The sequence below is a fragment of the Streptomyces sp. NPDC048291 genome, assembly GCF_043201715.1.
GTDB lineage: Bacteria > Actinomycetota > Actinomycetes > Streptomycetales > Streptomycetaceae > Streptomyces.
In genome coordinates this window covers 115,424-124,416 of sequence record NZ_JBICZC010000023.1, presented here as the reverse complement: position 1 = coordinate 124,416, position 8,993 = coordinate 115,424, and the positions used below count along the sequence as shown (strand labels likewise).

Annotated in this window: 11 protein-coding genes; 6 read left to right on the top strand and 5 right to left on the bottom strand. The window is 69.7% G+C overall.

Annotation, left to right across the window (positions count from 1 at the left end; genetic code table 11):
* The 5 genes from ACGF5O_RS45855 to ACGF5O_RS45835 form a co-directional block, all read right to left on the bottom strand.
* On the bottom strand, positions 1-1,011 hold a 1,011-nt coding region (locus ACGF5O_RS45855), incomplete at its 3' end, for a hypothetical protein (RefSeq protein ID WP_393815889.1).
* Between the two features lie 96 nt (positions 1,012-1,107).
* Complete coding sequence (locus ACGF5O_RS45850; RefSeq protein ID WP_393815888.1) at positions 1,108-1,425, bottom strand: hypothetical protein; 318 nt, start codon at positions 1,423-1,425, stop codon at positions 1,108-1,110.
* Positions 1,426-1,472: 47 nt separating this feature from the next.
* Positions 1,473-1,904: a hypothetical protein gene (locus tag ACGF5O_RS45845; protein WP_393815887.1), complete on the bottom strand. Its 432-nt coding sequence runs from the start codon at positions 1,902-1,904 to the stop codon at positions 1,473-1,475.
* Between the two features lie 635 nt (positions 1,905-2,539).
* Positions 2,540-2,665, bottom strand: coding sequence for a hypothetical protein (locus ACGF5O_RS45840; RefSeq protein ID WP_393815886.1), 126 nt, complete (start codon positions 2,663-2,665; stop codon positions 2,540-2,542).
* A 116-nt stretch (positions 2,666-2,781) separates the two neighbouring features.
* Positions 2,782-3,273 (bottom strand): MarR family winged helix-turn-helix transcriptional regulator, encoded by a 492-nt coding sequence (locus ACGF5O_RS45835; RefSeq protein WP_393815885.1) that lies wholly within the window; start codon positions 3,271-3,273, stop codon positions 2,782-2,784.
* A 465-nt stretch (positions 3,274-3,738) separates the two neighbouring features.
* On the opposite strand from ACGF5O_RS45835, the gene ACGF5O_RS45830 reads away from it, so the two are divergent.
* The 6 genes from ACGF5O_RS45830 to fdxA all read left to right on the top strand — a co-directional run bounded on the left by ACGF5O_RS45830 (position 3,739) and on the right by fdxA (position 8,986).
* Positions 3,739-4,635, top strand: a complete 897-nt coding sequence (locus ACGF5O_RS45830) for an SMP-30/gluconolactonase/LRE family protein (protein WP_393815884.1) — start codon at positions 3,739-3,741, stop codon at positions 4,633-4,635.
* 146 nt (positions 4,636-4,781) lie between these two features.
* On the top strand, positions 4,782-5,678 hold the full coding sequence (locus ACGF5O_RS45825; RefSeq protein WP_393815883.1) for an SDR family NAD(P)-dependent oxidoreductase: 897 nt from the start codon (positions 4,782-4,784) through the stop codon (positions 5,676-5,678).
* 36 nt (positions 5,679-5,714) lie between these two features.
* Positions 5,715-5,933, top strand: a complete 219-nt coding sequence (locus tag ACGF5O_RS45820; RefSeq protein ID WP_393815882.1) for a ferredoxin — start codon at positions 5,715-5,717, stop codon at positions 5,931-5,933.
* 109 nt (positions 5,934-6,042) lie between these two features.
* Positions 6,043-7,260: a cytochrome P450 gene (locus ACGF5O_RS45815; RefSeq protein ID WP_393815881.1), complete on the top strand. Its 1,218-nt coding sequence runs from the start codon at positions 6,043-6,045 to the stop codon at positions 7,258-7,260.
* Positions 7,257-8,645 carry an FAD-dependent oxidoreductase gene (locus ACGF5O_RS45810; RefSeq protein ID WP_393815880.1) on the top strand — a complete coding sequence of 463 codons (1,389 nt, stop codon included), beginning with the start codon at positions 7,257-7,259 and terminating at the stop codon, positions 8,643-8,645. Before ACGF5O_RS45815 ends, ACGF5O_RS45810 begins: the two co-directional genes overlap by 4 nt.
* On the top strand, positions 8,633-8,986 hold the full coding sequence (gene fdxA / locus ACGF5O_RS45805) for a ferredoxin (RefSeq protein WP_393815879.1): 354 nt from the start codon (positions 8,633-8,635) through the stop codon (positions 8,984-8,986). Before ACGF5O_RS45810 ends, fdxA begins: the two co-directional genes overlap by 13 nt.
* The last annotated feature ends 7 nt before the right edge of the window (positions 8,987-8,993 follow it).

Genomic DNA, 8,993 nt, shown 5'->3' with positions numbered 1-8,993 from the left:
CTGCGCCGCATCCAACGACGCACCGACCTCATCGAGGGTTGCCTCGCCGAAACCGGCCTCTCGCTCAACACGACAACTCAACGGAAAGGTCAGTAGGACGCGGGCGATCAACTCGCGGTGCTCGGCGCTGTCGGCGCCCTTGTCGATCCAGGCGCGGATCCGCTTGACGACACGGATGTCGTTCTCGGCGACGGCCAGTTCGACCAGGAGGTCGCCGATAGCGGCCAGCCGGTCGGCCCCAGGGCCCTTGGGCGTGGTGATGGTGTCCGGCCACTGCGGGAGTTGGGAGTGGATGCCGGCCCGCTGCTGCCACAGGTGGAGCAGGACGGCACGCGCGTATCTGTACTTGTGATCGAGGGAGACCGTTCGTCCGGTGACCTCGGCGCCCATCTTCGTCAGCCGGGTGGTCAGATCGGGCCCGGTCAGGATGGCGCGGACGTCCGTTTCCGGATCATCGCCCAGCAGCCCTCGGGCGCTGTTCTGGATGGTGAGCGCGTCCTTGCCGTTGAGGAACAGGGAGGAGATGAGCAGGGCGCGGTCCTCGGGCTTGTCCTCGGTCTGCGTGAAGACGTCCTTCACGGCACTGCGCCATTCCCGGAAGGAGTTCAGGGCGTTTTTGAGGCCGTCCGGGGAGTCCTCCGCGGAGGCGAGCTTGGCGGCCAGACGGGCGGCATCGTCGGGACGGCTGCCGTCGGTCAGCAGGTGCCCGGCCTCGCCGGCCGGGCCTTCCTCTGCCGACGAGGTGAGCCAGCGGATTCTGTCCGGCAGGTGGTGCACGTTCTCCAGGTACGGCCTGGCCACACGGTCCGGGGAGGGCCGGGCCGTGGCGCGGGCGACGACGCCGGCGACGGCTGCCGATACGCCCTCGGGCCACCCGTGTTCGTCGGCGATCACGACGAGGAAGGAGCCCGAGAACTTCAATTCCGCGGCATAACAAATCAGTTGCTGGGCAACGAGGCCGCACTTGTACCAGGAGCTGATCTCCGCGGCCACGTCCAGCAGGTAGCACATTCCCGGCTCTTCGGGCAGCTCGCCGATGTCTGGTCGGCCGGGTTGTTCCCGGTCCGGTGCGATCGACTGCAGCTTCAGCGCGTTGCCGCCCGAGCGCTATTCCGCCTGCGAGACCTCCCACTGCGCCTTGATGCCGGCAGCGCGTTTGCCGTATCCGGGAGGTCCGGCGATGACGGCCAGCCGCGGTCCGCCCCCGGTGAGCCGCTCGATCGCGTCGGATGCCGTCCGCACCCGTTCGTCGCGCACGCTCAGCTCCACCCACGCCCGGCGTACGGCGCGGAGCTCGCTCTGCGGGATGTCTGTGACAGGCAGCGGTGGTCTGCTCGTCATGGTGATGGAGCCCGCAGCCACGATAGTCTTCGGGTTCTTGGCATCGCGGATCTCCACCTGTTGGCCGGGCGCCAACGGGGTCATGGGCGATCGCGGCGGTGGAGGGACGGCCCCGGGAAAGGTCTCCTCGCTCACCGGCTCTGCTCCGGAGTGCGGTAGTGGAAGCCAGCCGAGGCATTGATGTCGCCGCCGGAGACGACGACCATGCTCTGGGTGTCGTGGTGCACGCTCGTCCGCGCCCCGTCACCGTCACGGGTTCCCTTGGCCTGAGCAGCCAGGTCCTGCAACTCCTGCGCCGCGTCCGGATGCTTCTGCAGGAACGCCGCCAGCTGGATCATCAGCTCGGTCCGCAGCCGGTCCTCCACCGACCCGCGCTCGCCCTCCGAACCGGCCACAAGCCGCTGCCGCGCTGTGTCGATCAACCGCAGATCCTGCTCGGCGCTCCCCTCCCCGCCACGCCGGAAGAGCCGTGCCACAGCGGCCCGCATGGAATCCCACGTGCTCTTGGCCATCTCGGTGACCAGAGCTCCGGCTCCCACACCCGCGACCTGCATGATGTCCAACGCGTCTCCCAGGGTCCTATCCCCTGCTCGGCGAGGCGCGCAGGGGTTGGCGGCATATTCGACACATCAGGGTGGATGTCTGTGCAGGGGGCGGCAATCGAAAGTATTTGCCACATATCTGATCGCGTAATTCTCAATTGATCGGAAACGGTCAGTCCTTGCGGGTGTGCTGAGGTGCATGTGAGGCGAGGCGACGAAAACTTCGGCAAAATGGTCTACTGGCAGGTTATTTGTGAGACTATTTGTGGATGTGAGCTCCGGGAGTCGATTGCGCGGGTGGTGTATGAGCGGCGAACGGGGTGGGGCCGTGAATTCTTTGCTCGGGTCGGGAGTGGTGATCGTGCCTCTCGGTAGCGGGAGAGGCTGCGTGTGAGTCGAGCCGTTCGCGGTGAGGCTTCCCGCCATTCGGAGGCTAAGATCTCCAAGAGATGGTTAAGGGGTGAACCCGCTGGTCAGGGGGATCTGATCGGGTGGGTGGGAGGACGCCTTCGGAGGTTTTCGGGCAGGGTCGTTGTGCAGTGGACGCATGGGGCTGGCGTGAACGGCACCGCGCTGCGGGACACACGGTCGTGGGCGGGCAAGGGGAAGTAGGCGCCTTGCGGGCGTCGGGTCGGGATGGTCAGGGAAAACGCTGCTCATCGGCGTTCTGTGTCAGGCCCGTTGGTGGAGATGCCGTCAGAGGTGGAGGCGGGGTCCGGGTCGGGGATCACGAACATGCTCTCGCTGGTCAACTCGAAGTGGAACCGGCCGCGCATGTTCATGTGACGGTGGATCAGTGGGGAGAGCCGGCGGATATCGTTGTCGAGGGCCGGCCCCGGCTGTCCACGACACGGACTGAGAGCAGGCCGGGTGACTGACCCGACCCGGGTAAGGGCCGTCAGCGTAGGACGGTGCTCTGCAGGGTCTCGGCGTAGCGGGCCAGCAGTGCGCTGAACTGCTTCACATCGGCACTCGACCAGTCATGCAGGAGTTCGGCCAGCATGGCGTTCGACGTGCGCACGATGTCCTCGTGGAGGCGCTGTCCCGCCGCCGTCACCGTGACGCTGACGGCCCGCTGGTCCGCCGGGTCCGTCGCGCGTACGACCAGGCCCCGCTCCTCCATGCGCGCCAGCACCTTGCTCACGTTCGACGCTCCTGTGGCCGTCTGCTGGGCGACGTGGGACGGGCGCGACGGACCGTCGGCGCGTACCAGCACGTTGAGCACCGTCATGGCCGCCGGATCGATGTCGGCCTGCGCGCGGGCGAGGATCACCTCCTGGACGCCGGCCGCGGACCATCGGGTCAGGATGCTGGAGAACGAGTCGTGGATCGACGTGAGGTCGGCGGTGTCCGTCGCGCGCGTGATGTTGCCGGTCATCGCCCGTGCCATGTGTTCGGGTCCTTCCTCTGTCGTCCGCTGCGGTTGGTCGGTCGTCCGGCGGATGCTGTCGTGCGGACATGGTCCCATCCGGTCGGGCCGCGGTACAGCGGTCCACGACCAGGCCTTTCCATCTTCTCGTCACGCGACTCTTGCCCAGGGCGTGCGGAGCTTTTACTGTCCTCTCGACAGTAAATCGCCCCGGTCTCTCATAGCCGCGTCCGGGGCTGGAGGCCCGCGTGCCGTGAAGCGGGCGCCCTTCGTGCAGCCGGTACCACCCTCTTCTCGACCCTCACGCGCTGTGTCGACCGATGCGACTTTCCTGGACGAGGGAGCCCTCGTGCATCTCGCCTCTACCCGTCAACAAACGCCTCTCCAGCGGGGCCCCGCCCGTGTTCCACACCGGGCCGGTCTCCTCGCGGCCCTCGGTCGCCCGCGGCCGGACCGCACTCCCGCCCCCACCTCATGGAGGTACGCATGACCGTCACCTACGAGGCCCGCCGACTGACCACCGGCTACAGCTGGACCGAGTGCCCGCGCTGGCACGACGGGCGTTTCTACTTCTCCGACATGTACAACCACCGGATCGTCACCGTCACCGAGGAGGGCGAGGCGGACACCTTCCTCGACCTGAACGGCCGCAAGAGCCTGGTGGACGAGGAGGTGGTCTGCGTCGGCACCGGCTTCCTGCCGGACGGCCGACTGCTCGTCAACTCCATGTGGGAACAAGTCGTCCTGGTCCACGACGGCAGCACCACCGAGGTCTACGCCGACCTGCGCGGACTGGCTGCCAGCCCCATCAACGACATGGTGGTGGATGCCCACGGTCGCGCCTACATCAGCCAGCTCGGCTACAACCTCTTCGCCGGGGAGACACCTGCCAAGGCCCCGCTCCTGGTCATCGAACCGGACGGCACACCGAGGATCGCCGAGGAGGGCGGTGTCTTCGACGGCGCGAACGGTATGGGCATCACGGCCGACGGCCGCACCCTGATCACCGCCGAGGTCGACGGGATGCGGCTGACCGCCGTGGACATCAAGGACGACGGTTCACTCGGTGCCTCCCGTGTCTTCTTCGACGGCCAGATCATGATGGACGGGATGTGCGTCGATGCCGAGGGCGCCGTGTGGGGCGCATCTCCCATCAGCGGCGTCCTGCGGGTCGTCGAGGGCGGCCCGGCCGTCGCCGGTGTGCACCTTCCGGCCGAGCAGGCCGGCATGGGGGTGGCGTGCGCGCTCGGCGGAGCGGACCGCAGGACCCTCCTCGTCACCTGCGGCGTCGAGGTCTTCGACCGGGAGAAGTCCCGTACCGAGGGCCGCGGTTCCGTCTGGACCGCCCGTGTGGACGTCCCCGGCGGCGCCACCCGCCCCTGACTTCCGGCGGTCGTCGGCTGCCTCCCCGCCTCGACCGCTCACCGGCGCCCGGTCCGGCCGCGCACGTGCGCCGGGGACCCGGGGCCCGGCTCTGCACACCCCACCGTCACCACCCGACTCAACGACGAGAACGACGAGGTACGGACATGGCACGACTCGACTTCACCGGACGCGCGGTCATCGTCACCGGCGCCGGACGCGGCATCGGCCGCGCGCACGCCAGGCTGCTGGCTGAACGGGGCGCCTCGGTGGTCGTCTGCGACCTCGGCGGCGACACCGACGGCGCCAACCCCTCGGCGGGACCGGCCGAGGAGGTCGTCAAGGAGATCACGGAGGCCGGCGGCACCGCCGTGGCCTCGGCGGACTCGGTCGCCACCGAGGAGGGCGCCGCCGCGATCGTCCAGGCCGCCCTCGACGCCTTCGGCCGACTGGACGCCGTGATCAACAACGCGGGCATCTTCCGCCCCGCTCCCTTCGCCGAGGTGACACCCCAGACGTACCAGCGCTACCTGGACGTCCACTACCTCGGCAGCCTTCTGGTCGCCCGTGCCGCCTGGCCCCACCTGGCCGCCTCCGGCCACGGACGCATCGTCAACACCGTCTCCGGATCGATGCTGGGCGTGCCCGACATGGTCCACTACGGCTCCGCCAAGGGCGCCGTCTACGGCCTGACCCGCAATCTCGCCGTCGCCGGTCAGGCGGACGGCATCAAGGTGAACGCCGTCGCGCCCGGCGCCGGGACCCGCATGGTCGAGCTCACCGGCGACAGCCTGCCGCCCGGGATGCTGGAGTACATGATGACCAGCATGCCGCCGGAGCTGGTCTCGCCGGTCGCCGCCTACCTCGCGCACGAGAACTGCGCGGTCAACGGCGAGGTCTTCAACGTCGCGGGCGGCCAGGTCAACCGCATGGTCATGGTGAACACCACCGGCATCACCGACCCGGCGCTCACTCCGGAGACGGTCGCCGAACGGATCGACGACATCCTCAGCCCCGACGGCGCCCGTCCCGCCGATCTGATGCTCCCGCAGTCGACGTCCTGACGTCCCCCGCCCACCCTGCACCAGGAAGGAACCGTCATGGCTGACGCGACATGGACCGTCGAGGTGGATGGTTCGGCCTGCATCGGCTCCGGTGTCTGCGCGTCCATCGCCCCCCGTCACTTCGTCGTCGAGAACGGCAGGTCCCGGCCCCTCGCCGGCCGTGTGCAGCCAGCGGAGGAACTGCGGGACGTGGTCGTGCTGTGCCCCGGCGCGGCCGTCCTCGTCCACGACGAGGACGGCGAACCCGTCGAATGAGCCAACCGGGCGGGGTGACCGCTCCCCGCGCTCCGAGGCTCCCCGCCCGGTCCGAACTTCCCCGCTTCGTACCCCTGCCCCGCACCGGATCCGTCGAAGGAGACGCCCCGTGACCACCGAGACAGCGCCTTTCCCCTTCCCGCCCCTGCCCCCCGAGGAGGCGCTGGAGGCCTTCCGCAAGGTGCGCGCCGACCGGCCGATGACCAAGGTGACCATGCCCTACGGGGGTGACGTCTGGGTGATACACCGGCACGCCGCCGCCAAGAAGATGCTGGAGGACCGCCGGTTCGTGCGCCAGCCCTTCCGCGGTGAGCGCGAGGTGCCGTACTTCGTCCAGTTCCCGCCGTTCCTGCTGCAGACCTTCCAGTGGGCCGACCCGCCGGAGCACACCCGGCTGCGCCGCCTGGTCGCCCGCGCGTTCACCGCCCGCCGGGTCGAGCAACTCCGGCAGCGCGCACAGGAGATGGCGCAGAACCTGCTCGACCGGATGACCGCCGACGGCCGTACCGGGGGCGACTTCGCGCAGGAGTTCGCCACCCCGTTCCCGATCCGGGTGCTGTGCGAACTGATCGGTGTCCCCGAGGACGACCGCGACAGGTTCATCGGCTGGTCGCACGCCCTGCTCGCGGTCTCCGGGATGACGGAGGAGGAGATCCTCCAGAACAGCATGGAACTCTACGGCTACCTCGCCGCGCTGATCGCCCGTCGCCGTGCCGAGCCGCTGGAGGACCTGCTGAGTCTGCTGGCCGTGGCCGAGGAGAAGGACGACTCGCTCACCGACGAGGAGATCCTCCCCATCGCGATGCTGATCCTGGTCGGCGGCTTCGACAACACCGCCAACTTCATCACCCACGGCGTCCGGGCGATGCTCCACAACCCCGAACACCTCAAGCTCCTCCTGACCGACATCGACGGCATCGTCCCCACCCTGGTGGAGGAGACCCTCCGGCACGCCGGCTTCGTGATGGGGACACCGGTCGCGGGCGGCGCGGGCCTGCCCCCGCACATGGCGAGCGAGGACGTGGAGATCGACGGCCGGCTGATCCGCGCGGGCGAGTGCGTCCTCGTGGACATCTCGGCGGCCAACCACGACGAGAACGCCTTCGCCGATCCGCACGTCTTCGACATCACCCGCAAGGCCAACCCGCACCTGACGCTCAGTCACGGCCTGCACCACTGCCTGGGCGCGCCACTGGCCCGGATGGAGATCCAGGTGGCCCTGTCGGCGATCTTCCGCCGTCTGCCCCGTCTGCGTCTCACCGGCGAGGCCGTCGACATCACCGAGACCCTGACCGGCGGCATCAGCAGCCTGCCCGTGGCCTGGTGAGCGCGCTGACCCCGGACACCCCGATGAAGCGGGTGGCGGTGGTCGGCGCGGGACCGGCGGGCCTCTATGCGGCCGAGGAACTCGTCCGTCAGGACCGCCACCGCATCCACGTCGACGTACTCGACCGGCTGCCCGCGCCGTACGGTCTGGTCCGCTACGGTGTCGCCCCCGACCACCCGCGGATCAAGTCGATCACCGGCTCGCTGCGCCGCATCCTGGACCATCCGCGCGTCCGCTTCCTCGGCGCGGTGGCACTCGGGGCGGACGTCACCCGCCAGGATCTCCTCGACCACTACGATGCTGTCGTCTACGCGGCCGGTGCGGCGGCCGACCGCAGGCTGGAGGTGCCCGGTGAGGACCTGCCGGGATCCTGTTCGGCGACCGCATTCGTCTCCTGGTACAGCGGCCACCCCGACGCGCCCGCCCCGTTGCCGCTGGACACCGAACGGGTCGCCGTGGTCGGCGCCGGCAACGTGGCCCTGGACCTCGCCCGCGTCCTGACCCGGCCGGTCGCCGACCTGGAACGCACCGACATGCCCGAGCCGGTCCTCGACGCGCTGCGCGCCAGCGCGGTGCGCGAGGTCGTGGTCCTGGCCCGACGCGGGCCGTGGCACGCCCGCTTCACCCCCAAGGAACTGCGCGAGCTGGTCGGACTGGACGGCGTCGACCTCGTCGTGGACCCGCGCCAACTCGTGCCCCTCGAAGGGCTGGAGCCGGACCGGACCGCCCAGACCAACCTCCGCATCCTGACGGAGGCAGCCCAGCGCGCCCCCACGGGCGCGCCACGCCGGGTCGAACTGCGCTTCTGCGCCCGGCCCCTTCGGCTGCTGGGCACGGACCGCGTGACGGGACTGGAGATCGAGCGCACCACCGAGCGGCCCGGCGCCACCATCACCGGTGCCGGCGAACGGGAGACCCTGACCGTCGGCGCCGTAGTGCGGGCGGTCGGCTACCGGGGTGCCCCGCTCGACACCGTCCCCTTCGACCCGGCTCGCGGTGTGGTGCCCAACGACAAGGGACGCGTGCTCGACGCGGACGGGGCGCTCTGCCCCGGCGAGTACGTCACCGGCTGGCTCAAGCGCGGTCCGAGCGGGGTCGTCGGCACCAACAAGCTGGACTCCGCCGAGACCGTCGCGTTGCTGCTCGACGACCTGGACGAGCGCCGGCCACGCCGACACCCCGATCTCGCGGGGGTGTTGGATCGACGTGGAGTGCGGCCGATCGGGCTTGAGGGCTGGTCCCGGATCGATACCGCTGAGCGGGAGTTGGGGGCGACACGGGGCCGGGAGCGTACGAAGATCGCCGACTGGCCGACCCTGCTGCGGCTCGGCAAGGGGCCCCACCCGGCACGAGAAGAACCCGAGGAACTGCCATGGCCTTCCTGATCGGCGACCCCTGCGTCGACATCAAGGACCGGACCTGCACGTCCGTGTGCCCCGTCGACTGCATCTACGAGGGTGACCGCAAGCTCTACATCAACCCGGCCGAGTGCATCGACTGCGGCGCCTGCGAACCGGTCTGCCCCGTGGAGGCCATCTACATCGAGGACGACGTACCCGACGAGTTGCGGTGGGCCGTGGCCGACAACGAGTCCTTCTTCACCGGTGTCCTGCCCGGCCGTCGCGAACCGCTGGGCGAGACACCCGGCGGTTCGAAGGCCACCGGCCGGATCGGAGTGGACACCCCGTACGTCGCGGCCCTGCCCGCGGCGGGTGAGGTGCCGTAGTGCGGGG

What these genes read in the sequence shown, in the direction of transcription:
- ACGF5O_RS45850 (WP_393815888.1), bottom strand. Translation starts at nt 1,425, where the DNA reads ATGACCCCGTTGGCGCCCGGCCAACAGGTGGAGATCCGCGATGCCAAG.
- ACGF5O_RS45840 (WP_393815886.1), bottom strand. Translation starts at nt 2,665, where the DNA reads ATGAACATGCGCGGCCGGTTCCACTTCGAGTTGACCAGCGAGAGCATG.
- ACGF5O_RS45835 (WP_393815885.1), bottom strand. Translation starts at nt 3,273, where the DNA reads ATGGCACGGGCGATGACCGGCAACATCACGCGCGCGACGGACACCGCC.
- ACGF5O_RS45830 (WP_393815884.1), top strand. Translation starts at nt 3,739, where the DNA reads ATGACCGTCACCTACGAGGCCCGCCGACTGACCACCGGCTACAGCTGG.
- ACGF5O_RS45825 (WP_393815883.1), top strand. Translation starts at nt 4,782, where the DNA reads ATGGCACGACTCGACTTCACCGGACGCGCGGTCATCGTCACCGGCGCC.
- ACGF5O_RS45820 (WP_393815882.1), top strand. Translation starts at nt 5,715, where the DNA reads ATGGCTGACGCGACATGGACCGTCGAGGTGGATGGTTCGGCCTGCATC.
- fdxA (WP_393815879.1), top strand. Translation starts at nt 8,633, where the DNA reads ATGGCCTTCCTGATCGGCGACCCCTGCGTCGACATCAAGGACCGGACC.